Here is a 26,459-nt window from a genome sequence, read left to right on the forward strand (position 1 = left end):
ACACCCCCTATACGACAAGGTAAACCAATGCGTCTGTTTCACACCTCTGACTGGCACCTGGGTCAGAACCTGCACGGCCAGGAGCGGGATTTCGAACACGCCTGCTTCCTGACCTGGCTGCTGGCCCGTCTGGCCGACCGTAAACCGGATGTACTGTTGATCGCAGGCGACATCTTCGACACCGTCAACCCGCCGGTCAAAGCGCAGGAGCGCCTGTACGACTTCATCGTCAACGCCCACGAAAAGCAACCCTTGCTGACCATCGTGATGATCGCCGGCAACCACGACTCCGGCTCGCGTATCGAACTTCCCGCCCCGCTGATGCGCCGCTTGCGCACTCACGCGCTGGGCAGGGTGATGTGGCTGGACGACGGCGTGCTGGATGCCGAACGTCTGCTGTTGCCGTTACCAGACGCCAATGGCGACATCAAGGCCTGGTGCCTGGCGCTGCCCTTTCTGCGTCCCGCCGAAGTCACCGGCCCGACCCTGGGCGATGACTATCTGCGAGGCATCGGCCGGGTGCATGAGCTGCTGATCGCGGCGGCTGACCTCAAGCGCCAGCCCGGTCAGGCATTGATCGCCATCAGTCACGCCCATATGGCAGGCGGCTCGGTCTCGGAAGACTCCGAGCGCAGCCTGATCATCGGCAACGCCGAAGCCCTGCCGGCCAGCCTGTTCGGGCCGAGCATCACCTATGTTGCGCTGGGCCACCTGCACAAACCGCAGCGGGTCAACGGCGAAGAGCGCATTCGCTACAGCGGCTCGCCGATCCCGCTGTCCTTTTCGGAAATCAGCTATCAGCACCAGATTCTGGAGATCAATTGCGACGGCGAGACGCTGACCAGTGTCGAGCCGTTGCTGATCCCTCGCGCCGTCAACCTGCAACGCCTCGGGCCTGCACCATTGGCCGACCTGCTGGTGCAGCTCAAAGCATTGCCCGACATCGACCTGCTTGCCGACCCGGACCGCCAGCCGTGGCTGGAAGTGCGCGTGCGTCTGGATGAACCCCAGCCGGACCTGCGCAACCAGATCGAAAACGCCCTACAGGGCAAGGCCGTGCGGCTGGTGCGCATCGGTGCCGAATACGCCGGCAAAGGCAGCGCGGACGGCAGCGAGGGTGACGCCACGCTGATCGAACTGGACCAGCTCACGCCTCAGGAACTGTTCAGCCGTGCCTGGCAGGACAACTTCGGCAGCGAGGTCGACGAACAGACGCTGACCGATTTCGCCACGCTGCTGCGTGAAGTCCAGCAGGAGAGCGAGCAGCCATGAAAATTCTCGCCATTCGCCTGAAAAACCTCGCCTCGCTGGCCGGCCCCTTTGAAATCGATTTTACTGCAGAGCCGCTGGCCAGCGCCGGACTGTTTGCCATCACCGGCCCGACTGGCGCGGGCAAAAGCACGCTGCTCGATGCCCTGTGCCTGGCGCTGTTCGGGGCGATTCCGCGGCTGAGTAATATCGGTCAGTCAAAGGTCCCGGACATCGACGGCGACATCACCACCAGCGACCCACGTACCCTGCTGCGCCGCGGCACGGGCAGCGGTTACGCCGAGGTGGACTTCATCGGCATTGATCAGCGGCGTTATCGCGCGCGCTGGGAAACCAATCGCGCGCGCGACAATGCGACTAAAAAGCTGCAGGCCAGCCGCCAGACCCTCACCGATCTGGACAGCGAGCAAATCCTCAGTAACCAGAGCAAACGCGAATTCGAGCAACTGATCGAAAACCGCCTGGGCCTGAACTTCGAGCAGTTCACCCGTGCCGTAATGCTTGCCCAGAGTGAATTCAGCGCATTCCTCAAGGCGGATGACAAGGAACGCAGCGAACTGCTGGAAAAGCTCACCAACACCGCGATCTACAGCCAGCTCGGTCGACGCGCCTACAGTAAAAGCAAGGAAGCCGAAGACGCCCTGAAAACCCTGACCGCGCAGGCCAGCAACATCATCCCGCTGGCCCCGGAACTGCTGGCGGAACTGGAGCAGCGCCTGAGCGACGCGCAGCAACAGCTCAAGGCCCATCAGACACAGCAACGACAACTGGAAATCAAACAGCAGTGGCTGACCGAGCTGCACCGCCTGCGTGACGAACAGCTCGCTGCCCAGGAAGCCCTGAACAGTGCGCAACAGGCCTGGGACGAGCACAGCGGTGCACGCCAGACCCTCGGCCAGCTGGAACGCCTGGGCCCGCAGCGCCATCGCTTCGCGCGTCGGGTCACACTGAACGCTCAGCTTGATCCGCTGGCTGAACAGATTCGCCAGCATCAGCAACAGCAGGCCTCGCTGCACGACCAGCAGCAACAGCTGGAAAGCCGCCGTACTCAGGCGCAGACCAGTCTGCTGGAAGCACAGCAAGCGCACAGCAGCGCCAAACCGCTGTTGCTGCAGGCTTTCGAAGCACAGAACACTCTGAACCACCTGGCCCAGGAACTGGCCAAGGCGTCCGACCTGCACCAGCAGAGCGAGCAGCTCTGCATCCAGGGCCAGACCAGCCTGCAAACCCTGCTCGATCAGCAACAGCAGGTGGCTCAACGTCTGGAGCGTATTGCCGGGCAACTGCAGCACAGCAGCGAACTGGCACCGCTGGCTCAGGCCTGGAACGCGTGGCGTGACCGGCTGAAATCCCTCACGCTGATCGCCAATCGTCTCAAGCACGGCCACAGTGAGCTGCCGGCGCTGCAGCAGCGTGCCAGCACTGCCGATCAGCAGTTGACCGAGCAACGCAGCGCGCTGGAGTTGCTGTACCGCGAAGCCGATTGCGAAGTAGAGGCAGTGGCCGAGCAGGTGCAGATTCTCGGCAGCCTGCTGCAGGACAACCGCAAACAGCAACGTGCATTCGAGGAGCTGGCCCGTCTATGGGCCAGTCAGCAAGACGTCGACCGCCAGCTTGCCGACCTCTCCCAGCAACAGCAGAGCGCCCAGCAGCAACGCGAACAGCTCAACAGCGAAGGCCTTCGCGTTCGTGATGAACTGACCGTCGCCGAACAGACCCTGACCGTCACCCGGCAACTGCTGGAGCGCCAACGGCTGGCCCGCAGCGCCAGTGTCGAAGAGTTGCGCGTGCAGTTGCAGGACGACCAGCCCTGCCCGGTCTGTGGCAGCATTGAACACCCCTGGCATCAGCCGGAGGCGCTGCTCGAAAGCCTCACGCAACACGACGACAACGAGCAGGCCAGCGCGCAGAAAGCCGTGGACCTGCTGACCGAGCAACGCAATCAGTTGCGTGAACAGGTCGGCGGCGTAATCGCCCGGCAGAAAGAGCTGCTGCGCCAGCATGAGCAGCTCACCGTGCGCCATCAGGCTTTGGCACCGGACCTGGAGTCACACCCCCTCGCCGCCCAATTGCTCGACCGCGACGCCGACAAGCGCGACGCCTGGTTGAGCCAGCAATTGAGTCAACTGAGCGAAGTCATCATCCGTGACGAGCAACGTCAGCAAGCCTTGTTGACCCTGCAAAAAGACGCCGCCCGCCTGCAGCAGCAGCTTCAGGCGGCGACCGAAGCCAGCCAGACCGCTGCGGGTCATGTTGCCGAGCAGCTCAAACAACTGGAGGCCGACGGGCAGCGACTGGAAGAAGAACTGACGGCATTCACGCCGCTGGTATCACCGCAGGTGCTTGAAGGGCTGCGCAGTGATGCATCGGCGACCGTGCTGCAGCTCGAACAGCAGGTGACCCAGCGTCTCGATCAGCTGGAGCAGCAACACGAAGAGCAGCAAGAGCAAACCGAGCGTCAGCAGAAGATCGAGAAGCAGCAGGTCGAGCAGCAGACTCGTCTGCACCGCCAGACCGAACTGGCGCAGGAACTCACCCGGCTCGGCGAGCAACAGCAGACCAGTCAGCAGACGCTTGCCGGTCTGCTGGGCGACCACGCCAGCGCAGAGCAATGGCAGCAGGCGCTGGAGCAGACCATCGAGCAGGCCAGGCAGGCGGAAAGTCTGGCGGCGCAGGCGCTGCAGGACATCCACAATCAGCTGATTCAACTGGCTGCCGAACTCAAGTCCGGACAGCAACAACAGCAGTCCCTGCAACAGGAACTGGCTGAACTTGATGTGCAGATCAGCGAATGGCGCGCTCAGCATCCTCAGCTGGACGATAGCGCGCTGGACACCTTGCTGACCTACGACGATGCGCATGTCGAGCAACTGCGTGTGCAATTGAATAGCACCGACAAGGCGCTGGAACAGGCAAAAGTGTTGCTGCAGGAACGCGATCAGCGTCTGCAACAGCATCAGGCGCAACACAGTGACCTGACCGACAGTGCGCAACTGGCGACAGCGCTGCAACAGGTCCTTGAACAGTCGGCGCTCAGCGAGCAGCACTGCGCCGACCTGCGGGCCGAGCTCAGTGAAGATCAGCGCCGCCGCAATGCCAACAGCGAACTGCAGGCGCGCATCGCCGACGCCAACAGCGAATACCTGCGCTGGGCACGTCTGGCGTCTTTAATCGGCTCGGCAGAAGGCGACAGGTTTCGCAAAATCGCCCAGGCCTATAACCTCGACTTGCTGGTCCATCACGCCAATGCGCAGCTCAGGCAACTGGTGCGCCGCTACCGCCTGAAACGCGGCGGCAGCATGCTCGGTCTACTGGTCATGGACACGGAAATGGGCGACGAACTGCGCTCGGTTCACTCGCTGTCCGGCGGGGAAACCTTCCTTGTCTCGCTGGCACTGGCGCTGGGCCTCGCTTCCATGGCATCCAGCACCTTGCGCATCGAGTCACTGTTCATCGACGAAGGTTTCGGCAGCCTCGACCCGGAGTCGCTGCAACTGGCGATGGACGCTCTCGACGGCTTGCAGGCACAGGGTCGCAAGGTCGGCGTGATCTCCCACGTCCAGGAAATGCACGAACGAATCCCGGTGCAGATCAAGGTGCGTCGTCAGGGCAATGGATTGAGCACCATCGAGGTGGGGCACTGAGAGACCTGTGACGCGGAACGTGAGGCACGGCAGTTGACTATCGTTCCTCACGCTCCGCGTGGGAATGCCGTTCTGGACGCTCTGCGTCCGCTCTTGAATGTTGTGCCATCAGCGCTTTCGCGAACAGGCTCGCCTGACAGTCTTCAGCTTTTGATTCTGCCCGGGAGGGCGTAGGAGTGGACCGGGCGACGCTTCGCTTGTTCGCGAAAGGGACGTTAAATTCAGAGAAAATGTAGCGCCCGAAGTACCGCCTTCGCGAACAAGTTCGCTCCTACGCCCGCTGGGCAGAAGCCTTGTTTCCAGGCGCGGATGTGCCGCCACCAGCGCTTTCGCGAACAGGCTCGCCTGACATTCCGTGCCTGGTCTGCCGCGCATTGGGCAGTAAGTCGCAGGGACCTGTGTGGGCGAACATGCTCGCGAAAGCGTGACGGCTGATCAATCATTGAGCGGATTTGTGGTCCAGCGCTGCGTAGAAATTAGCGCTCTGTTGCAGGTATTTGGTGGTGTAGGTCTGAGTCGAGTGGGCTTTCTTGTCGTTCACTTCGACGCTGGCGCTGGCCGGGAGAGCGACGCTTGCCGAGATAGCAGATGCAGCGATGATGGAGAAAAGATTGAAATTCATGTCGGTCACCCCTCTTGTCTGTCTGTACGCTGGTTTGAAGTCCTGACCGTTATGGCCGTGACTCAAACTTACGCCCGAGGGTGGTTCAGCAGAAATCTTTTGTAGCACTAACCCATATCATCAAGAATGATAACGGCCCCAGCCCTTGTATCGTGCGGGCTGGAGCCGAAGCGGATTACTTGTCGGTCAGAAAACGCAGGTAAGAAGGTGCATCTGCATCGAATTTCTGTACCGTTTCACCGATCTTGCCGCTCTGCGGATCACGGCGTACGGTCACGATCTGGTTGCTCTTCTGATTGGCGAACAGCATGAACTGGCCAGTCGGATCGAAAGCGAACTCGCGGGGCTCCTTGCCTTCCAGGGAACGACGCTGAATTTCTTCAAGCTTGCCGCTGGCCTGATCGATGCGGAACACCACGACCTGATTCGCATCACCCCGATTGGTCACGTACAGAAATTTGCCATCCGGTGAAGTGTGCAAGGCGCCACCACCGTTTTTCTCGTCCACGCCCTTGTTCTTCATGTCGACCAGTTGGGTCTGCTTGAAGACGCCGTCGTGGTAGTCGAACACCGCGACCTGAGCCGTCATTTCCAGCACCAGCCAGGCATGCTTGCCATCAGCGCTGAAGAGCGTATGACGGGGTCCGGAGCCGCCCGGCAACTGCACGAACGGCACCTTGGCTGGCTGCAATGGCTTGGCCTGGCTCGCGTCGTAGTGATAAACGAACAGCTTGTCAGCGCCCAGGTCGGCAGTCACTACGTACTTGTCATCCGGCGTCGGCACGGCCAGGTGCACATGTGAGGACATCTGCCGCTCACTGTTGACCTTGCTTCCAGGCCCCAGCGGCAGGACCTGAACGGCTTCGCTCAAGGTGCCGTCCTTGCCTACCGGCACCACGGTCAGCGCGCCGCCCGGGTCAGGGTTTACTGCGTAGTTGGCCACGAACAGGTAGCGGCCGTCGTAGCTCAGGCTGGAGTGCGTCGGTTCTTCACCGCGGCTTTGAACCTGATTGATCGGCGTGATCTGACGGGTTTTCGGGTCGATCGCAAAGCTGCTGACCTTACCGACCACGTCTTTCTGTCCGGGGCCGTTTTCATTGACTGCGAACAGATAGCGCTGGTCTCTGGAGACGGTCAGCCACGACGGGTTTTCGGCTTTGACCACTTGCAGCGGCTTGGCGCCGATCATTCCGGTTTCGCTGTCGAAGGCAAAACGATAGATCCCTTCACTCTTGCCTTGCGTGTAGGAACCGATCAGCAATTCAGTATCTGGCATGGCTTGGGCCTGCAGGGTAAATGTGCTCATGGCACTGGCAATCGCCAGCCACGGCAGAAATTTATGGGGCATGGGGGCATCCATCTTGTTGAGGTTATTGATGCCTGTTACGGCACGGTCGGGTCTATGACAGCGCCAGCCCGCATTTACTCAATCCTGCGCGGAATCATCTTCATCGGAGGGGGTAAAGGCATCCAGGCAGCAGATGATCCGGTGATCGGCGTTGCCGTCATTGATCACCCAGCTTTGCAGGGATTCATCGAAGGTCGCAGCGTCGATTTGCGCCGTGGTGAAACGCCATACCTTGCGCTCGCGGCCGTCCATGCATTCGACGTTCAGTTCCTCGCCCAGAGAGAAGTCCCAGGCGTGCAGGCCGTCGATTTCCAGCATGGTGGTGGCTTTGAGCGCGGCAAACAGTGTGGTGGGCGTGGTAGTCATGAAATTCATCCGGCCAGCAAAAGCGCGAATGATAGGGCAAAACGCGGGCACAGATACACTGGTGATCGCCGTCACACAGTCAGGAGAGGACGCAGAGCCGTACCAACGCCGAGCGCTGGCACGGTGAGCAATCCGCGTCTGCGCTTACAGCTTGCCGATGCCGCCCGGCTGAAACACCGGCTCGCTCGGTGCCAGGCCGTTGACCAGCGGCTGACCGAACTCGGCCTGACTGATCTCGAAACGATCGCCCGGCTGGGTGCGCACGCCATCGGCGAACGACAGGGTGGCGGTGCCGAAGAAATGCACATGCACGTCACCCGGCCTGAGGAATTGCGCGTACTTGAAGTGGTGGTATTCAAGGTTTTCCAGACTGTGGCACATGTTCGCTTCGCCACTGAGGAACTCTTTCTCCCACAGTACCTTGCCATCGCGCCAGACCCGACTGGTGCCCGACAGGCTTTGCGGCAAGTCGCCCACGCGCAACTCCGGCCCGAACGAACAGGCGCGCAGTTTCGAATGCGCCAGATACAGGTAGTTACGACGCTCCATGACGTGATCGGAGTATTCATTACCGATGGCGAAGCCCAGGCGATAAGGCTTGCGGTCATGACCGATCACATACAGGCCGCTCAGCTCGGGCTCTTCCCCGCCGTCTTCGGCAAAGGGCGGCAGCGAAAACGAATGTCCGGGACGCACGACAATGCTGCCGTCACCCTTGTAGAACCACTCGGGCTGAACACCGGCCTGCCCCGCCGTCGGCTTGCCGCCTTCGACGCCCCATTTGAAGATACGCATGGTGTCGGTCATCGTGGCTTCGTCGCCGGACTGCTGGTGCATCTTGTCGCGTGCCGACGCACTGCCCAGATGTGTCAGCCCGGTGCCGCTGACCAGCAGGTGCGCCGGATCAGGATGGTCGAGCGGCGGCAGGATCCGCAACTCCTCAAGCAACTGCAAATAGTCGTGCGTCTCGCCAACGCCACGCTGCTCGACCTGATGCGCCAGAGCCGACCCTGCCTCGATAGCCACCAGCGCCAGCTCGCGAACACTTTCGACACCCTGGACCTCACGCACCTGATCACCATCGACCAGCCCGACCCGGCGCTGACCGTCGCTCAATTCAAACTGTACTAACCGCATGAAATTCTCCTTCCAGATAATGGGCCGCTGAAAACCTATCTCGCCCTGGCACTCGCCGCGAAGTCGGACGCTGGCAGCGCATGCTTGCGCTCCAGCACGTGATAAACGATGCCGGTCAGCAGCAGCCCGAAGACCATGACGCCCGACAGGAAATAGAGTCCCGATGCCAGGCTGCCGGTGATTTCCTTCAACGCGCCGATCACGAACGGACCGATGTAGCCGCCCAGGTTGCCGACCGAGTTGATCAGCGCGATACCGGCTGCGGCACTGGCACCGGCGAAGAACCGCCCCGGCAAGGTCCAGAACACCGCCGTGCAGGAAAACAGCGCGAACGCCACGACGCACAATGCAGCCAGCTGCGCCACCGGCATGGTCAGCCAGGCACTGCAGAACAGGCCGATGGCACCCAGCACATAGAGCACGGCCAGATGCCCGTAACGATCGTTGAGGCGATCGGAACTGCGCGGCACGATCAGCAGGCCGATGATGCCGAAAATGTAAGGCACCGATGACACGAAGCCGGTGGTCAGGTCACTGCCGCCAAACTGTTTGATCAGCGTCGGCAGCCACAGGCCCAGACCGTAGATGCTCAAGGTCACCGGCAGGTAGAACAGCGTCAGCAACAGCACGCGTTTGTCTTTCAAGGCATGCAACGGATTGCCGTGGCGAGTCTGGCCGTACTCTTCAAGGTCCTTTTTCAGCTCACCGGTCAGCCAGTCCTTCTCGGCCTGGTCCATCCATTTGACCTGCTGCGGACCATCCGGCAACCAGCGCAGCACCGGCCAGGTCAGCAGAATCGCCGGCGTGCCGATGACGATGAACAGCCATTGCCAGCCATGCAGGCCGAGTATGCCGTCCATGCCCAGCAAACCGCCGGACACGGGCCCGGTGATCATCATGGCGATGGGTTGCGAGAGGATGAAAAGGCCAAGGATCTTGCCGCGATGGCGCACCGGAAACCACTGGGTGATGTAGTACAGCACACCGGGAAAGAAGCCCGCCTCGGCAGCGCCCAGCAAAAACCTCATCACATAGAAGCTGTGCGGCCCCTGGACGAAGGCCATGCCGATGGTGATCGCGCCCCAGGTGATCATGATCCGCGCGAACCAGCGACGTGCGCCGAAACGCTCGAGCATCAGGTTGCTGGGGATCTCCAGCAGGAAGTAACCGATAAAGAACAGCCCGGCACCCAGCCCGTAGGCGGCGTCGCCGATACCGATGTCCGCGCCCATGTGCAGCTTGGCAAAGCCCACGGCAGAGCGGTCTACATAAGCGATCAGGTACAGCAGGATGAGGAAAGGAATCAGTTTGAACGTGATGCGGCGTATAAGCCGCAGTTCCTGGCTCATGTAGGCGGTCTCCCATTGTTTTTGTTATGGAACCTGCGGGGATCGCCTCTGTGCCTGGGGGCTGAATAACACTGCACATGCGCCAGGATGATCCCTCGTCTACGACCGACTATATAGTAATACTATTTAAACTGACAACTCTTCCAATACGCGTTTTTTAGGCTTACCTTAGCCAGCAGTATCGCCATTAAGTCTTACAATAAGAGAGCCGATCATGTCTGACTCCGATAAAAAACCGACCCTCCGTTCTGCCCAGTGGTTTGGCACTGCCGACAAGAATGGCTTCATGTACCGCAGCTGGATGAAGAATCAGGGTATTGCCGACCACCAGTTTCAGGGCAAGCCGATCATCGGCATCTGCAATACCTGGTCGGAGTTGACCCCCTGCAACGCGCATTTCCGGCAGATCGCCGAGCATGTCAAACGTGGCGTGATCGAAGCAGGCGGCTGGCCGGTCGAGTTTCCGGTGTTTTCCAACGGCGAATCCAACCTGCGCCCTACCGCTATGTTCACCCGCAACCTGGCGAGCATGGACGTTGAAGAAGCGATTCGCGGCAACCCCATCGATGGCGTCGTGCTGTTGACCGGCTGTGACAAGACCACCCCTGCCCTGTTGATGGGGGCTGCCAGCTGTGACATCCCCGCCATCGTCGTCACCGGCGGACCGATGCTCAACGGCAAGCATGAAGGCAAGGACATCGGCGCCGGCACCATCGTCTGGCAGATGCACGAGTCCTACAAGGCCGGGACCATCAGCCTGGATGAATTCCTCTCCGCCGAAGCAGGCATGTCGCGCTCGGCAGGCACCTGCAACACCATGGGCACGGCCTCGACCATGGCCTGCATGGCCGAAGCGCTGGGCACTTCGCTGCCGCACAACGCGGCCATTCCGGCGGTGGATTCGCGGCGTTACGTGCTGGCGCACATGTCCGGCATGCGCGCCGTCGATATGGTCCGTGAAGACCTGCGCCTGTCGAAGATTCTCACCAAGGCCGCATTCGAAAACGCCATCAGGGTCAACGCGGCCATCGGTGGCTCGACCAACGCCGTGATTCACCTGAAGGCCATCGCCGGACGCATCGGCGTCGATCTGGACCTGGATGACTGGTCACGCATGGGCCGGGGCATGCCGACGATTGTCGACCTGCAACCGTCGGGGCGCTTCCTGATGGAAGAGTTCTATTACGCCGGCGGCCTGCCCGCCGTGCTGCGCCGTATGAACGAAGCCAGGCTGCTGCCCAACCCGGATGCCTTGACCGTCAATGGCAAGAGCATCGGCGAAAACACCTGCAACTCACCGATCTATGGTGAAGATCAGGTAATCCGCGCGCTGGACAACCCGATCCGCGCCGACGGCGGGATTTGCGTGCTGCGCGGCAACCTCGCGCCGCTGGGTGCCGTGCTCAAGCCCTCGGCCGCGACGCCGGCGCTGATGCAGCACCGTGGCCGCGCAGTGGTGTTCGAGAATTTCGAGATGTACAAGTCACGGATCAACGACCCGGATCTGGACATCGATGCCAACTCGGTCATGGTGCTGAAGAACTGCGGCCCCAAGGGTTATCCGGGCATGGCCGAGGTCGGCAACATGGGCTTGCCAGCCAAGCTGCTGGCGCAGGGCGTGACTGACATGGTGCGCATTTCCGATGCGCGCATGAGCGGCACAGCTTACGGCACCGTGGTTCTGCATGTGGCGCCGGAAGCCGCAGCGGGCGGCCCGCTGGCGGTGGTCAAGGAAGGCGACTGGATCGAGCTCGACTGCGCTGGCGGGCGTCTGCATCTGGACATCCCGGAAGCCGAACTGGCGGCGCGCCTCGCCGACTGGCAGGCTCCGCCTCAATTGCTGTTGGGTGGCTATCGTCAGCTGTACGTAGACCGGGTGATGCAGGCAGACCAGGGCTGTGATTTCGACTTCCTGGTCGGTTGCAGAGGTTCCGAAGTGCCCCGCCACTCGCACTGACCAAAGCGGCGGTTTACCTGACGCAGGCAGCCGCCGCAAGTGTTACGCAATGGTATGATGCCCAGCAATTACCGCCAGGACCGACCAGCGTTCCCATGGATTATCGAAAGCCTTCCGACCGAAAAAGCATGCACGCCCGTATTGTCCAGGAACTGGGCATGCAAATCGTGTCCGGCCGTTTCAAGCCTGACGAAAAGCTGCCTGCCGAAGCGTTGCTCTGCGAAGAGTATGCCGTCAGCCGCCCGGTCCTGCGTGAAGCCACGCGGGTTCTGGTGGCCAAGGGTCTGGTTTATTCGCGGCCGCGTGTCGGCACGGTGGTCAAGGCGCGTCGCGAATGGCATCTGCTGGACCCGGACGTACTGCACTGGGTCATGCAAAGCTCGCCGCAGAATGATTTCTTCAATCTGCTGACCAGCGTACGCGCTGTCATCGAACCAGCAGTTGCAGCACTGGCCGCGCAGCATGCCACCGACGCAGAGATCGAGTCGATCCACGAAGCCTACCTGCGCATGGAAGCCGCACCGACGCCGGAAGACCTGTTGCAACCCGATCTCGACTTCCACAGCCGCATCGCCGACGCCACCCACAACGACTTGCTGGCTCACCTGTGCAACATGCTGTCACTGGCGTTGCGCGAAGCGCTCAAATACTCCAACAAGCGTCCCAACCTGCACGAACTGGCCATGCCGCGTCACAAGGCGATCCTCACCGCCATCCAGAACCGCGACGCGCTGGGCGCACGCCACGCCTCGCTGGTGCAACTGGACGATGCACGCAACGCGCTGAGTGTGGTGCTCGGCGGAGGCTGATGGGTTACCAGCGCGAGGATCAACCGTTACAGGCGGCTGAAGTTCTCCCCCTCTGGATGCAGCCTATCGCCAGCACGTACATCAACAGGCTGACCAGAAAGGGAGCGCCCAGCCACAGGACATGCTGGCCTGAGCCAACGTTACCCGCAAATATCAGGGCGCCAATCACTGGCGCTACACCGCCCACCAGACTCAACAGGGATGTCAGCCCGCCCTGCAACTCGCCCTGATGCCCTGCACTGGCATGACGCGAGAGCTCACTGCGCAATGCCGGCTCGGCGATCAGTCCGACAGCATGGAAACACATGCCCACCACCGTCAGCCAGACGCTTGCAGCAGCCGTATAGAAACCATAACCCAGCAGGCAACAGGCATAACCTGTAACGATGATCCGCTGGTTGGACATGATTGGCGTCAGCTTGCGTACCAGTACGCGCTGCGCGAACGCCATGCCCAGAGCGAGTACCGCCAATGCGTACGACACTTCAAGCATGCTCCAGCCATAACGCATCTGATTGGCCAGCACAAAGCAGCTTTGAAATATCCCGTAGGCGAACCAGGAGCACGTCGCAGCCAGCAGATACGGCCGCAGGCCTTGCGTACTCCAGAGTCCTCGCAGGCTGCCAAACGGGTTGGTTCGCCGCCATTCGAAGGCACGCCGATGCTCGGCCGCAAGGCTTTCCGGCAACCTCATGTAGCCATACAGCAGGTTGATTGCCGCCAGGCCGCCAGCGACCAGAAAGGGCAAGTGCGGTCCGTAAGACGCAAGTCCCCCGCCTATGACCGGGCCGAAAACAAGCGCTATGGCGATGACACTGCCCGCTGCACCGTAGAAATGCGTGCGCTGCTCACCCTCACTGATGTCCGCAATATAGGCCATCGCAGTGGCGATATTGGCGGCAGTGATTCCTGCGATGGCACGGCCTATCAGCAAGACCGTCAGGCTGCCGGCGAAGCCAGCCATCAGATTGCCCAGGCACATGCCGGCCAGCGCCAGAAGCAATATCGGTCGACGCCCATGGCAGTCGCTCAGCGCCCCCAGCAGCGGCGCACACAGAAACTGCATCGCTGAATAAAGTGTCAACGCCACACCCAGCGCCAACGAGACATGCTCGGTAGACGATGGCCAGATAGTCGCGATCAGCGTCGGCATGACAGGGATCGCCAGACCGATGCCAAGCACATCGAGCCCCAATATCAGAAGAATGAAGCGCATGGGTGGACGGGTGTCACCTTTTGAGTAACCTCCAGACATATGTAGACCTCAGACTGATTAATGTAGGCGAGCAGGCGCTGAGCCTGCTCGCCATGTTCCGCAAAGAACGGGTTATCGATCACACTCGGCGAGTTGCTCGATCAATACATCGGCAATTTGCCGGGCGTGGACGGACAGGCAGGTAAAGTGGTCTCCCGAGACATCGACCGTTCTTACCTTCGCCGCACTGAACGACTCCCAGCCCCAGGCATCCGTGTCGCGGATCTCGGGCAGGTTGATGCCGGAGGGCATCGAGTCGACCGCGCGAAACAGCACCAGCGAGGCATCAAGCGCAACTTTGGGCGGGTCATAGCGCATACCGAATGCGGCAGCAGCCTTGTACACGTTGAACAGCCCCCGGATGCTTCCCTCATCGCCACGCGCATCCAGCAACCCGTGACTTTCCAGTGTGTCTTTCAGGTAGCGGATCTTTTCCTCATCATCCAGATGCTCGAGCGCCTGCAACTCCTCGCGGCTAAGCTTGATCGGCTTGTCGAAGTAATGCCCGAAGATACTCAGCAGCGAACCCAGTACCTGAGCATCAGTGGGCACCTGCATTTGCGTATAGGGAGGTGCCGCCGAGTCGAACAGCGCCAGCAAGCCCACCTGGTCGCCACGCGCTTCGAGACGCCTGGCGATTTCATACGCTACTTTTCCGCCAAGTGAATGCCCGCCCAACAGATACGGCCCGTGCGCCTGAACCGATTTCATGCAGCGAATATAGTGTTCGGCCATATCCTCGACGCTGAGGTGAGGCTCAGCCTTGCCATCGAGCCCAAGGCATTGCAGACCGTAAAAAGGCCGCTGCGTACCCATGGCCTTGGCCAACCCAAGCACTTGATTGACGTTGCCCCCCATGCCCGGCAGACAGAAGAATGGTCTCCCCTCGCCGTTTCGCTGCACCGGCACCAGACAGTAGCGGACGGCGGCTTCATCGGCATCGATGGGCGTATCGTCGGCGCCACTGCCCAATGAACGGGCGATTCGCTCGATGGTCGGCTCATCGAGAAACTCGGCCAACGTCAGGCACTGCTGAAAGCGCGAACGAATTCGCGAAATCAGCTGTGAGCCCAACAGCGAGTGCCCGCCCAGATCGAAGAAGTTATCCAGCACACCCGGCATATCGCCGCCTAGCAGCTCTTGCCACAACTGCGCGACTTCCTGTTCCACCGCATTGCGTGGCGCAACACGCTCGGCCCCGGAGTCGAACAGCGGTGTTGCACGGCCAGCCGATGTCGCACCGCCGCGCTGCAGTTGCTCGATCAGTTGTTGCAGATCCTGCGCCTTGCTCACGATGACCTGAGCCGTGTTCTGCGCCAGGGCCAGCTCGAACAGCTGGCAACCTTCTGCGTTGGTCAGCCCGCGCACATTATCAATCGGCGCCTGCTCGGGGTGTGCCCTGTCATAGGCAACACGCATACCTGCCTGCGCCCATGCATCCCAGTTGAGCGAAACCACAGGTATGCCCTCCTGACGACACGCCTGCGCCCGAGCATCCAGGTAAGCGTTGGCGGCGGCGTAATCCGCCTGGCCCAGACCACCCAGCACCGACGCCAACGACGAACACAGGAATATGAAATCGACAGGTTCCTGGCGCAAAACCTCTATCAGCACATCGGTGCCGACTACCTTGCTGCCCATGACCTGTGCCCATGCAGTTGCCTGGCTCAGTTGAATGAGACCGCTGGCTTGCACGCCTGCCGCGTGTATGGCTCCAGAGATACGTCCATGCTGAAGTCTGACCTGGTGCAGCGCTGCAGTGAAAGCCTCGCGATCAGCGCAATCGACCGCCATGTGTTGAATCCGCGCGCCCTGCTGTTCCAACGCCTGCAGCGCTTGCCCGACCTCATCCGTGACTGTCGCAGAACGGGACATCAGGACTAACGTGACGGCTTTTGCCTTCGCAGCCAGATGACTGGCCAGCGCAAGCCCCATGCCGCCCAGACCACCGGTAACCACGTAGGTCCCGCCCTCCTCGAACGGCTGCGAAGGTGGCGAGACTTGCAGCGCTCGCAGGCAAGGCTCATGGAACGTCTGTTTGCGCAACGCCAGGGTCGAAGCAAGCGGAGATGCCTGGTCTGGATCGATGTGCTGGAGTGCCTGAAGCAGCAGCGTCTCGTTCTCCGCCGCATTGGCAAGCGGCAGATCGAAATGACGGCACTGAATCTGTGGCAGCTCCCACGCAAGTGTGCGAACCACACCAGACAAGGTCGCTACACAGCTGTTGACCGGCTCATCGTCATCCACCTGGCAGGCACCTTCGGTCACCAGTGACAACACAGTGGTGTTTGCGGCATGAGGGATGTACGCCTGTACCAGCGACATAAGATCGGTAAACAGCCTGATGGCAGCGTGTTCGCCGTGCGTCGGTTGCGCCTGACCAGCCATGTAAATGATCTGACTCGGCAAGGCATCTTGCGCCGCCAGTGTATTGAACAGTTGCTCATACGCCTGAGCATCGCCGCGAGCAATTGTCGCGACCGCAGTGCCGGAATCACCGGCATCTGCTATGCAGACACTGTCCGGCGGCAGCGAGAAAAGCATGCTGTTATCGGCTGCAACGCCGCGCATCACAACCAGCCAGGGCCCTTGTAATGGCGAGTCGCTCCTCGGCGGCAATGCCGGGCGCCATGCAGGCGCCTGGCACCAGTCCAGGGGCTCAGTGCGCTGTGCTTCCGATGCCACTCGCTCCTCGCGCAAAGTGAAGCCTGTCACCTCGGCCAGCAGCGCCCCGACTCCGCCGTCGCTGTCGACTTCGAACATCTGCACATCATAAACATTACTGCGAACCCGCCGTGCATGGCTGTAAAGCCGGGAGCGCAGTGGTGCATGAATAGTCAGGCGCTGGTAATGGAACGGCAATCTGCGGGCGCGGTTTTCCATGATCGAGAGAAAACCAGTCGCCATGTCGAGCAACGCCGGATGCAGCGCAAAGTGCTCAACATCAGCGGCAAACGCCTGATCGAGTTCCAGGAGCGCCAACCCCTCATCCTCACTAAGCCAGATAGAACGAAAGCACTTCCAGCGAGGCCCGAACAAGCCGAGACGCGTGTTCAATGCCGCATGTTCGACTTCATCGGCAAGACAGTCAGCATGGTCGGCCTGAAGCTGCATCAACGCTGTGGGTACGGAACGCTCCCGGTCGTGGCGCTTGATGAAGCCCTGGGCATGCAGCATCGTGCGCTGCTGCGGACCGTTACCCTCGTCCGATACCGACTCGAGGAAAAACTCGGTGCTCTCGGCGTGATCCTTGAACGTAATCAGCACGCGTTGCGAGGCCTGCTCATCTTCCAGAACCAGAGGGGTCGGGAAGTAAACATCACTCAGCTCGATCGACTCGACACCTTCCATACGCGCATAGGCATTGCGTACCAGTTCGACGCATCCGGTGCCGGAAAGCACTGGCCTTCCTTCGAAAACCCGGTGTTCGTCCACCAGCCAGAGTTGTGGCGAAAGGCTCAACCGGAACTGCCGGCGATTACCATGCATACGCTGCCAATGCAGGAACAACGGTGCCTCGTGCTGCGCTGAAGAAGCCGTCCCGGCAGCCTCGATCCAGTGGCTGTCCCGCGCGAACGGATAGGTCGGCAGCGGCACGCGTGCGCCGTCTGTACACCCTGTGGCCTGCGCCCAACCGAAACGTGCCCCCTGCCTCCACAATGACGCGATGCCTTGCGCCAATGCCGCCTCGTCCGACCGGCTGTCCCGTGCATGCCGAGTGCAACCAAGCACGCACAAGGGATCAGCATAGGATTTCAATGCACTCTGAAGAGCACGGCCCGGGCCGACTTCGAGAAAAATCGGCTCTTCCAGTTCGTCGGCAAGCAGCGCGATACCGTCAGAAAAGCGCACGGTTTCCAGTAGATGAGACGCCCAGTAATCACTCTGGCTGCTCGAATCGATCGAGAACCAACCACCGTTGTGGTTGGACACGAGCGCGATAGTCGGGGGCTGAACAGAGAACCCGTTAACAACGGCCTTCAACGCGTGCGCAGCCGGAGCCATCATGCGGGAATGAAAAGCGTGCGAGGTATCCAGTACACGCCCTACGAGCCCTTCCTCGGCCAGTTGTCGCTCGACCCGCGCAATAGCTTCAAAATCACCCGCCAGGACACATTGCAGCGGCCCATTGACGGCAGCCAGTTCCACGCCGGGCTCCAGAAAACGCGCGCAGTCTGCTTCCGAGAGGCCAACGGCAAGCATCGCACCGGGCGCTTGACGTTGCATCAGGCGGCCCCGCTCGACAACCAGTTTCAAGCTGTCTTCAACACTGTAGACCCCGGCAAAACAGGCAGCCACCAGCTCCCCAAGGCTATGGCCTATGAGCGCCTGCGGGTGGATACCGCGGCTTTGCAACAACAGGGCGCACGCGTACTCGACCACAAAAAGTGCCGGCTGCGCGATCTCCGTCCGGCTCAGGGCGTCGCCTGTTTTGCTACCCGCTGGCGGGTACAGACAGGCCAGAATGTCGACGCCATAACGCTGCAATATGACTGCACAGCGGTCAACTGTCTGCCGAAATACTGCCTCACTGTCGTAGAGGCCCTTGAACATTCCCGCGTACTGGCTGCCCTGCCCGGAGAACATGAACACGATCGGACGGTCCTGCCTGCGTTCCATTAGCGCTGTGGACGAAGGCGCCTGCAGCGCGTGCAAGGCTCCGGCAATACTCTGGCTGACGACGCTGTCCCTGAAGGCAAAACGTGTACGACCCTCTCCCAGCGTGAAGGCGATATCGCGTAGATCGGCTGCGGGATTCTGCAGACAGGTGATCAGTTGCCGACGCTGATGATCCAGCGCTGCTGCGGAGCGTGCAGAGAACGGCAGTATGTACCAGCGTTCGCTATCGTCATGCGGGCGTACCGACGGTTGAGGAGGTTCCTCGACAATGACATGCGCATTGGTCCCGCCGATGCCGAAGGAGCTGACGCCTGCCCGACGTGGCGAGGCCGCTGCCGGCCACGGCCTGGAGGTCGTGTTGACATAAAACGGGCTGTCGCTGAAATCGATTTCGGGATTGGCCCGCGTGAAGTTCAGGCTTGCAGGCAGCACGTTGTGTTGCACGGCAAGTATGGCTTTGACCAGCCCGGCGATGCCTGAGGCCGCATCAAGATGACCGATGTTGCTCTTCAACGAACCAAGGGCACAAAAGCCCGGCGTGAAATGTGGCAAAGCGCTGGTATAGGCCTGCGTCAGCGCACGGACTTCTACCGGGTCACCCAGACGAGTGCCGGTGCCATGCGCCTCGACGTAACCAATGGAATCTGCGCTGATATTCGCTGCATCGAGTGCAGCGCTCACCACCTGGGCCTGCCCATGAACACTGGGCGCGGTGTAACTGACCTTACTGGAGCCATCGTTATTGATCGCCCCGCCCTTGATCAAGGCATGAATATGGTCGCGATCTTCGATTGCCCTGTCAGCCAGTTTGAGGACCAACACTGCACAACCGCTGCCGCCAGTGGTGCCACTGGCCTGGGCATCGAACGGCCGGCAATGGCCATCGACGGAAATGATGCTGCCCGGTGCCGCCTGGTAACCGTAGTATTGAGCTTCGACCGAAGCACCGCCGACGATCACCATATCCGACTCGCCTCGCAGCAAGCTTTCGCAGGCCATCTGGACCGCCACCAGTGACGAGGAGCAAGCCGTTTCGACGGTAATCGCAGGTCCCGCGAGATTGAGTTTGTAAGCCACACGCGAAGCCATGAAATCGCGGCCATTACCCAACAACCACTGGATGTTCTCCAGTTGCAGCTCCTGGCGCCTCGGGTAAACGTGATCGAGCAGGTAATGGCTGGTGCTCGCGCTTGCAAATACGCCCACACGCAAATCGTTCAGAGCGCCGCCGTAACCGGCGGCTTCCATCGCGGCCCACGCGCATTGAAGAAAGATGCGCTGCTGAGGATCCATCAGCTGTGCTTCACGCGGTGAAAAGCCGAAGAACTCGGCATCGAACTTGTCGACGTCCTCGAGACGATTGCCACACTTGACGAAATCGGCACGCTCCAGCAGATCAGGGTTTACGCCATGCGCGAGCATGACCTCATCACTGAAGTAAAGAGTCGACTCCACCCCTTCGGTGATGTTCTGCCAGAACTCGCTCAGGTCAGCGGCGCCCGGAAAGCGCCCGGCCATGCCGACGACCGCCAGCGTGCGATTCCCTGGATCAATGGCAGGTGATGCCTCGCTGGCTTGGCGAACCTCCGGCAGCGGCCCATGCAAGCGTTCCAGGTGAGCGACCAGACCACGCAGCGTCGGGTATTCGAAAAGGTCTGTCATGGCCACGGGCGCCTGCAAAAGCTCGCTCAAACGTTTTTGCGTCTCGACGATGCGTAACGAGTGGCCACCGAGATCGAAAAAATTGTCGTCCGAATCGATTTCCTGGCAATCGAGCACTTCCTGCCAGATCGTTCTGACCGTGTTGTGCAGACGTTTTCCAGCAGGCCTGACGGCTGCAGGAAGGGTCGCCGGCGTCCCGACCGCAGTGCCTTCCTGAGCGCGCTGATCAACGCGATTTTCGAGCGACTTGCGATCGACTTTGCCAGTACGGCTAAGCGGCAGCTCGGGCAAGCAGACAAGACGCTCCGGCACACTATGTGCCGGCAGCACCCTGGCCAGCTCTGCACGTACCTGTGCCACGCTCGGTTTGCCGACGTAATACCCCACCAGAGCCTTGTGCCCCTGGTCATCCTGTTTGACCACCACGACCGCCTGCTCCAGCCCGGCTATCGCGTTCAAGCGCGTTTCGACGTCGCCCAGCTCAATGCGAAAACCGCGAATCTTGACCTGATTATCGATACGCCCGACATAGCTCAGGCTTCCGTTGAACTGACGCACGACAAAGTCGCCAGTGCGGTACAGCCGCGCCTCGGGCGAAACGCCGTATGGGTCGGGAAGAAACGCTTGCGCGGTGCGCTCATCCAGATTCAGATAACCCTGTGCCACCCCGCTCCCGCCAATGTAAAGCTCGCCGGGTACACCGCAGGGAAGAGGGTTCAGATACCGGTCAAGGACATACATTCTGACGTTGTCCAGAGGCCGCAATACCAAGGCACCTCGTTCATCCCAGTAATCCCGGGCAGATGCATACACCGTGGTTTCGGTCGGACCGTAACCATTGAGGAAACGTCTGCCGGCTGCCCAGGTCTGGGCGACATTGGCCGGACAGGCTTCACCGGCGCTGATGATGACTTTCAGTTCGGCAAGCTCGGCATGGGGGAGCAAGCGCAGGGCCGTCGGCGTGATCTGCAGATGGGTGATACGTTGCTCGCGCAGAAGCGTCACCAGATCCGGCCCCGGGAGCAGCTGTTCAGAGGCTGCAAATACCAGTGTGGCGCCGCTGATCAGTACCGGAAACACCTCGCCACAAACCCCGTCGAAGACTGGCGAAAAGTACTGCAGCTGGCGCGACTGACCAGTCAGTTCCAGTGTTCGCGCAAATGCATTCGCAGTGTTATCGATATTGCGCTGCGAAACCATTACCCCCTTGGGCTGCCCGGTCGAGCCAGAGGTGTAAAGAATATAGGCCAGATCCTGAGGCTCACGCTGGCAGGCCGGAGCAGACCATTCGCCCTGGTCACCTTCGAAGTCGTCGACCAGCAACGTCTCCAGCCCCAGAGCGGCAAGCTCGTGTGCCAAGCCTCGATGACCCACCACGCGGTGCAATGCTGCGTCTTTGATCATGTAGCCCAGCGCACCTTCCATCGAATCCTGCGGATTCAAGGGGACAAAGGCACAGCGCGCCTTGAGGATGCCAAGCATGCCTGCCACCAGATAGGGATGCCGTCCAGTGAACAGGCCGATGTGCTCACCGGCTTGCACACCCTTCTTTATCAACGCGTGGGCGATGCCGTTGGCTAACCGGTCCAGTTCGGCGTATGTCCAGCAGCGTTGTTGCAACTGAAGGGCCATAGCCTGGGGAGTCTGACGTACACGCTGTTCAAAACGGCTGACGACATCGCCATCGCCAAAGTCGCGCGCCGTATCGTTGAACTGGCTGATCAGCCTCTGCTGTTCGGTTGCAGACAGCATCTTCACCTGCGCGACGGTCTGCTCGTCATTAGCCAGCATATTTTCCAGCAGACACTGGAAATGCCCTGCCATGCCCGAGATAACAGAACGCTCGAACAGCGACGTGCGATATTTGAATACCCCACTCACCCCTTCGCCTTTGACAGCACGCAACTCCAGCATCAGGTCCAGCTTCACCTCAGTGGAGGCCAAGGAGATTTCTTCCGATTTCACGTGCGGCAAGCTAAGCGGTACGGCCGTCGTACTCTGCACCACCAGGCCTGCCTGGAAAAAAGGATGCTTGCCCGGCAGCCGCTGCGGGTTGAGCACTTGCGCCAGGTAATCGATCGGCACCGACTGATTTGCCTCGGCGGCAAGCAGGGCCTGACGACTCTGTTCGATAACCTGCGCCACACGCAGAGGGCCTCGCAAACGCAGCCGTAACGGAAGCAGGTTAACGAAAAACCCGATCAGGTTCGTACTTTCATCATGGTCCCTTCCCGAGAATGGCATGCCGATCAAAATGTCGTCCTGCCCGGTGTAGCGATGCAATAGCAGCGCGAACGCGGCGTGCATGACCATGGCCGGCGTGCATTGCAGACGCAGGCAAAGCTGATCGAGCCTTGCCGAGCAGTCGCCAGGCAGAGTCAGCGCAACGTAGTCGCCAGCCAACGGATTTCCTTCTCGCGGACTGGAACGTACAGGCAGTACCAGAGGCGGCGGCAAGTCCTGCAGCGATGCCTTCCAGGCATCGATTTGAGTCGTGAAGGCCCCGGTTTCGAGTTGATTTCGTTGCCAGGCCGCATAGTCCTGATACTGAGCCTCCAGTGGGCTCAGTGTGATGCGCTCACCTTGCGTCAAGTGCCGATAGAACACTGCCAGCTCCTGACGAAGCAAGGCACTCGACCAGCCGTCGTAGGCGATGTGATGCAGCGTCAGGCACAGAACATGCTCATCCGACGCCGTCTGCAGAAGCAACGCGCGTATCGGCAGTTCCTTGTCCAGCACGAACGGCGTGTGCACCTCCACCTCCAGCGCAGCCGTGAGCGCTTCGCGAGCGATGGTTTGCAGCCTGAACGGTACACGTGCGCTGTCAGCGTGGCTTGTCACAACCAACGGCTCTTTCTGCGTGACGCCCTGCGTGTCTACAAACGTTTCAAGCTCACGGGTGAAATGCGTGCGCAAGACTTCATGGCGCTCAAGCAGCAGATTCAATGCACCTTCCAGCGCAGGAATATCCAGTTGCCCGGTCAGCCGGCATATTTCCGGCATGTTGTAGGCAGTGCCCGGTTCACTGTGCTGGGTCAACCACAGTCGGCGTTGGGCAAACGACAGACGTTGACGCTCGATACCGCTGCTGCGACCGATCGCGGCCGGCCTGGAAGCGACACTGGCCCCTTGGGAGATCTGGATCATACTCAGCATAATCTTTTCGGCGACCTGGGCGACGGTAGGCCCTTCGAACAGGTTGGCAATGCTGAGCGCCACACCAAAGCGTTTTTTGATCTGCGCAATGACCTGGGTGACCAGCAGAGAATGCCCGCCACTCTCGAAAAAATTGTCGTCAATGCCCACACGCGGCACGTTGAGCAGGTGTTGCCAGTCTTCGACAAGCTGCTCTTCCAGACTGTTACGCGGTGCGGCATAGGCGCGTGAGTCCTGCGTCCAATCGGGCTCCGGCAGGCTCTTGCGATCGATCTTGCCGTTTGCGGTCAAGGGCAGTGCCGCCAGGACCACCAACAGGCGCGGCACCATGTGGCCCGGCAGGCGCTCGCCAAGGTAGGCATTGAGTTGCTGCGCTGTAGCGCGGGTTTGTACATAACCGATCAGCTCGGCCTCAGCGCCTGGTGACTGGCGGGTCACCACCGCGCATTCATTCACGTCCGGATGGTCGGCAAGTACGCTCTCGACTTCCCCCAACTCGATGCGGAAGCCACGAATCTTGACCTGGTTGTCACTGCGGCCCAGAAACTCGATGGTGCCGTCGCGCATGTGCCGACACAGATCGCCGGTGCGATAGAACCGCTGCTCGCCGACGCCAGGTAAAAACCGTCCGCTGGCCGAGAACGAACCTGTCAGGAAGCTTTTCTCGTTCAGTTCAGGGCGATTCATGTAACCGGACGCCACTGCGCCGCCACCAATCAACAATTCGCCGGGGACAGTGCGCGGTACCAGATTCAGCGTTGCGTCGACCAGGTACAGGGACGTGTTCGGCAACGGACCGCCGATTGGCAAGCTGCGCTCAGGGTCATACCACCCCGCATCGGGCTCGAACGTAGCGCTTTCGCAGGTTGCCTCGGTGACTCCGTAAACACTGACAACCCTGGTCTGCGGTCCACACAGCGTCTGCATTTTCCGATACTCGTGGACGAACCAGACATCCGCGCCACAGGTCAGCGTACGCAGGGTATCCAGACGCCGTCCCGTCTCTTCCAGGTAACGTATCATCTGCCGCAGGACCGCCGGCACGAACTCGAGCAACGTCACCCGTTCAGCCGTGATCAGCTCATAGAGTTGTTCAGGGTCAGCCAGACTCTGCCGCGGGCACATTATCAACCGTGCGCCAACCGCCAGCGCGCGGACCACATCGCTCATGAATACGTCAAACGTGAAATTGGCCATCTGCAAAATGCCGGTGACACCTGGCTCGGTCTGACCGTAAGTCTGCTCCAGCGCCTGGAGCAGACTTACCCAACTGCCGTGGGAGACACTGACGCCCTTGGGACGCCCGGTAGAACCGGAGGTAAAAATAATGTAGGCGATGTCTTCCGGCTGTGTGTTGCGCCCCTCGAATTCGTTCTCGTGCAGTGTGCCGGTGGCCTGCGGCAAATCATCCTGCACAAGGCATGGATAACCCCTCAGTTGCTCCTGACAGGCGCTCAGTGTGAGCACCAGTCTGGGCTCGATGTCCTTGAGCAGATCAGCATGACGGGCATCGTCGATCGCCAGCGGCACATAAATGCCCCCGACCTGATGCACCGCCAGTAACGCGATGATGACCTCTGGCCCATAGCGTTGCACCACTGCAACCCGGTCACCACGCCGAACGCCGGCAGCATGCAGGTGGCCCGCCAGTACCCGGGCCTCTGCATCCAGTTGCGCATAGCTGTAACGACGGTTTTCATAGACCAGCGCATCCGCCTCGCCCCATTGCGCGGCACTGCGTTTGAACCATTGATGAAAAGGTGCAAAGGGCGCCTGCGGCGCTGCGGGCTGATGATTGGCCAGGCGCAACGCCTGCTCCACAGCTTCGCACGACAATAGCGAAAAATCGTCAATGGCCCCGTCAGGGTTGCGCGACACCTGCTCCATGATGATCAGCAGGCTATCGATCATCCCCTGCACTGCGCGCTCATCCAGCAATGCGGTGTCATACTCGATTGCGCCGCTCATGCCGTGCGCAGTCAGTGCCAGGGTAAGACTCAGGTCATATTTGGCGGTACAGGAGTCGAGCGTATAAACACGAGTGCGCAGGTTTTCCAGCTCGACCGAAAAATCTTCGTTGGCCATATCGAACAGCACCTGAAACACCGGCGCATGGCTCAGGGAACGTGGGGGCTGAATGGCCTCGACAATCTGATCGAAGGGCACATGGGCATGCTCGAACGTATCGAGCACCGAGGCACGAACTCTTTTTAGCAACTCGACGAAAGAAGGAGAACCCGATGCATCGATCCGGTTTGGCAGCGTATTGACGAAGAAACCGATCACGCCTTCCAGGTCAGAGGACTGCCGATTCGACATCGGCGATCCGATGACCAGATCCGCCTCTTGCGTATAGCGATACAGCAGCACGGAAAAGGCCGCGAGCCCTACCATATAGGGCGTGACGCGACACTCCCTTGCCAGGTTTTTCAGCGCGTCCGAGACGGCTTCAGGCACTTGAAAATGACAACGCTGGCCTGCGTAACGCTGAACGGCCGGACGCTTGTTATCCAGCGGTAATGGCAATACCGGCGGCGCACCGACCAATCGCCGCTGCCAGTGGTCGATATCGGGAGCCCGTTCAGCGTTCGATGGGCTCAGACTCAAATAATCGCCAAAGTCGAAGTTCAACGGCTCCGCGTTTACCTCGCTGCCCCGCACCAGCGCCGAATAGGCTGAGGCCACTTCGGAGAGGAAGATCTGCATCGACCAACCGTCGAAAACGATGTGATGAACATTGATCAACAGAACATGCTCGTCGGTCGCACAGTGCAGCAACGTCGCGCGCAGAAGCGCTTCATGCTCAAGATCGAAAACATAACGCGCTTCGCTTTGCTCGAACGCTTTCAGCGCGGCTTCGCTGTCCGGTTCGGCTCGCAGGTCAACCTTGCGAATCAGCAGTTGCTCATCGACAAGGCGAATCACCGGCTGCCCATCGATACAGGGAAAACGATAGCGCAGTGCACTCTGGCGCTGATAGACACTGTCCACTGCCCGCTCGAGGGCCGCGCGATCCAGTGCCCCGTCAATACGCAGCGCAAAAGGCACATTGTACGTGGCGCTGGCATCTTCCATCTGGTGCATGAACCAGAGGCTTTTTTGCGCAGGCGATAAATTCAGGAAACCTCCGGCTGCCGGGGTCGGCATCCTGACAGCGGACTCGGTGGTTGAAGTGACCGGCTTTTTTTGAGACATGACCATCTCCACCTCGACAGCGACCGATGTCGCTGCGAGGAAGGTAAATTGGGAGGCTTAGAGGTGAGAA

Annotated in this window: 11 protein-coding genes; 4 read left to right on the forward strand and 7 right to left on the reverse strand. The window is 60.4% G+C overall.

Features of this window, described 5'->3' with window-relative positions; genetic code table 11:
• The first annotated feature begins 27 nt into the window (after positions 1-27).
• Together KBY08_RS00805 and KBY08_RS00810 are read left to right on the forward strand one after the other, a co-directional pair.
• Positions 28-1,272: an exonuclease SbcCD subunit D C-terminal domain-containing protein gene (locus tag KBY08_RS00805; protein WP_111522411.1), complete on the forward strand. Its 1,245-nt coding sequence runs from the start codon at positions 28-30 to the stop codon at positions 1,270-1,272.
• Complete coding sequence (locus KBY08_RS00810; protein ID WP_111522410.1) at positions 1,269-4,913, forward strand: AAA family ATPase; 3,645 nt, start codon at positions 1,269-1,271, stop codon at positions 4,911-4,913. Before KBY08_RS00805 ends, KBY08_RS00810 begins: the two co-directional genes overlap by 4 nt.
• A 439-nt stretch (positions 4,914-5,352) precedes the next feature.
• On the opposite strand, the gene KBY08_RS00815 is transcribed toward KBY08_RS00810, so the two are convergent.
• The 5 genes from KBY08_RS00815 to KBY08_RS00835 form a co-directional block, all read right to left on the reverse strand.
• The gene (locus KBY08_RS00815; protein WP_003406532.1) at positions 5,353-5,535 is read right to left on the reverse strand and encodes a hypothetical protein; all 183 of its coding nucleotides are present in this window, start codon (positions 5,533-5,535) and stop codon (positions 5,353-5,355) included.
• Between the two features lie 175 nt (positions 5,536-5,710).
• Positions 5,711-6,883 carry a lactonase family protein gene (locus tag KBY08_RS00820; protein WP_024641947.1) on the reverse strand — a complete coding sequence of 391 codons (1,173 nt, stop codon included), beginning with the start codon at positions 6,881-6,883 and terminating at the stop codon, positions 5,711-5,713.
• A gap of 78 nt (positions 6,884-6,961) precedes the next feature.
• Positions 6,962-7,249: a DUF5629 family protein gene (locus tag KBY08_RS00825; RefSeq protein WP_024641948.1), complete on the reverse strand. Its 288-nt coding sequence runs from the start codon at positions 7,247-7,249 to the stop codon at positions 6,962-6,964.
• A 144-nt stretch (positions 7,250-7,393) separates the two neighbouring features.
• A complete protein-coding gene (gene araD1 / locus KBY08_RS00830) occupies positions 7,394-8,386 on the reverse strand; it encodes an AraD1 family protein (RefSeq protein ID WP_024641949.1) in 993 nt (330 codons plus the stop codon).
• Between the two features lie 35 nt (positions 8,387-8,421).
• Positions 8,422-9,735, reverse strand: coding sequence for an MFS transporter (locus KBY08_RS00835; protein WP_225651072.1), 1,314 nt, complete (start codon positions 9,733-9,735; stop codon positions 8,422-8,424).
• Positions 9,736-9,949: 214 nt separating this feature from the next.
• On the opposite strand from KBY08_RS00835, the gene KBY08_RS00840 reads away from it, so the two are divergent.
• Both KBY08_RS00840 and KBY08_RS00845 read left to right on the forward strand, forming a co-directional pair.
• On the forward strand, positions 9,950-11,692 hold the full coding sequence (locus tag KBY08_RS00840) for an IlvD/Edd family dehydratase (RefSeq protein ID WP_003318618.1): 1,743 nt from the start codon (positions 9,950-9,952) through the stop codon (positions 11,690-11,692).
• 95 nt (positions 11,693-11,787) lie between these two features.
• Positions 11,788-12,501, forward strand: coding sequence for a FadR/GntR family transcriptional regulator (locus tag KBY08_RS00845; RefSeq protein WP_003368499.1), 714 nt, complete (start codon positions 11,788-11,790; stop codon positions 12,499-12,501).
• Positions 12,502-12,520: 19 nt separating this feature from the next.
• On the opposite strand, the gene KBY08_RS00850 is transcribed toward KBY08_RS00845, so the two are convergent.
• Positions 12,521-13,717, reverse strand: coding sequence for an MFS transporter (locus KBY08_RS00850; RefSeq protein WP_177410943.1), 1,197 nt, complete (start codon positions 13,715-13,717; stop codon positions 12,521-12,523).
• A gap of 111 nt (positions 13,718-13,828) precedes the next feature.
• A complete protein-coding gene (locus KBY08_RS00855; protein ID WP_225651073.1) occupies positions 13,829-26,389 on the reverse strand; it encodes a non-ribosomal peptide synthetase/type I polyketide synthase in 12,561 nt (4,186 codons plus the stop codon).
• Between the last annotated feature and the right edge of the window lie 70 nt (positions 26,390-26,459).

Source organism: Pseudomonas sp. P135 (assembly GCF_020312125.1).
Taxonomy (GTDB): domain Bacteria; phylum Pseudomonadota; class Gammaproteobacteria; order Pseudomonadales; family Pseudomonadaceae; genus Aquipseudomonas; species Aquipseudomonas fragariae.

What these genes read in the sequence shown, in the direction of transcription:
- KBY08_RS00805 (WP_111522411.1), top strand. Translation starts at nt 28, where the DNA reads ATGCGTCTGTTTCACACCTCTGACTGGCACCTGGGTCAGAACCTGCAC.
- KBY08_RS00810 (WP_111522410.1), top strand. Translation starts at nt 1,269, where the DNA reads ATGAAAATTCTCGCCATTCGCCTGAAAAACCTCGCCTCGCTGGCCGGC.
- KBY08_RS00815 (WP_003406532.1), bottom strand. Translation starts at nt 5,535, where the DNA reads ATGAATTTCAATCTTTTCTCCATCATCGCTGCATCTGCTATCTCGGCA.
- KBY08_RS00820 (WP_024641947.1), bottom strand. Translation starts at nt 6,883, where the DNA reads ATGCCCCATAAATTTCTGCCGTGGCTGGCGATTGCCAGTGCCATGAGC.
- KBY08_RS00825 (WP_024641948.1), bottom strand. Translation starts at nt 7,249, where the DNA reads ATGACTACCACGCCCACCACACTGTTTGCCGCGCTCAAAGCCACCACC.
- araD1 (WP_024641949.1), bottom strand. Translation starts at nt 8,386, where the DNA reads ATGCGGTTAGTACAGTTTGAATTGAGCGACGGTCAGCGCCGGGTCGGG.
- KBY08_RS00835 (WP_225651072.1), bottom strand. Translation starts at nt 9,735, where the DNA reads ATGAGCCAGGAACTGCGGCTTATACGCCGCATCACGTTCAAACTGATT.
- KBY08_RS00840 (WP_003318618.1), top strand. Translation starts at nt 9,950, where the DNA reads ATGTCTGACTCCGATAAAAAACCGACCCTCCGTTCTGCCCAGTGGTTT.
- KBY08_RS00845 (WP_003368499.1), top strand. Translation starts at nt 11,788, where the DNA reads ATGGATTATCGAAAGCCTTCCGACCGAAAAAGCATGCACGCCCGTATT.
- KBY08_RS00850 (WP_177410943.1), bottom strand. Translation starts at nt 13,717, where the DNA reads ATGCGCTTCATTCTTCTGATATTGGGGCTCGATGTGCTTGGCATCGGT.
- KBY08_RS00855 (WP_225651073.1), bottom strand. Translation starts at nt 26,389, where the DNA reads ATGTCTCAAAAAAAGCCGGTCACTTCAACCACCGAGTCCGCTGTCAGG.